Origin of the sequence: Methylobacterium crusticola (assembly GCF_003574465.1) — a bacterium.
GTDB classification, from domain to species: domain Bacteria; phylum Pseudomonadota; class Alphaproteobacteria; order Rhizobiales; family Beijerinckiaceae; genus Methylobacterium; species Methylobacterium crusticola.
Genome location: NZ_QOWC01000530.1, coordinates 1 through 437 on the forward strand (window position 1 = coordinate 1; position 437 = coordinate 437).

At 72.3% G+C, this 437-nt stretch carries 1 protein-coding gene; it reads left to right on the plus strand.

Going from position 1 to position 437, the window contains the following annotated elements; all coding sequences use genetic code 11:
* Positions 1-437, plus strand: a 437-nt coding sequence (locus tag DT057_RS35210; RefSeq protein ID WP_128566587.1) for a YsnF/AvaK domain-containing protein, incomplete at its 5' end; no start/stop codon positions are given.

Here is a 437-nt window from a genome sequence, read left to right on the forward strand (position 1 = left end):
CTGCGAGCGGGACGGAGTACATCCCGGTGGTGGAGGAGCGCCTCAACGTCGGCAAGCGGGTCGTCGATCAGGGCCGGGTGCGGGTGCGCTCCTACGCCGTCGAGACGCCGGTCAGCGAGCAGGTGAGCCTGCGCGACGAGACCGTGCACGTGGAGCGCCGCGCCGTCGACCGGCCGGTGACGGCGGCCGACGAGGCGCTGTTCGCCGCCAAGACCCTCGAGGCGACCGAGATGAGCGAGCAGGCCGTCGTGTCGAAGGACGCCCGGGTGGTCGAGGAGGTGGGCATCCGCAAGGACGCGACGCAGCGCACCGAGACGGTCTCCGACAAGGTCCGCCACACCGAGGTCGAGGTCGAGGACGCGCGCGGCAACGTCTCGCGCACCGGGACGACCGGAACGACCGGAACGACCGGGACCGTGCCGCGCAAGCCCGTCTGA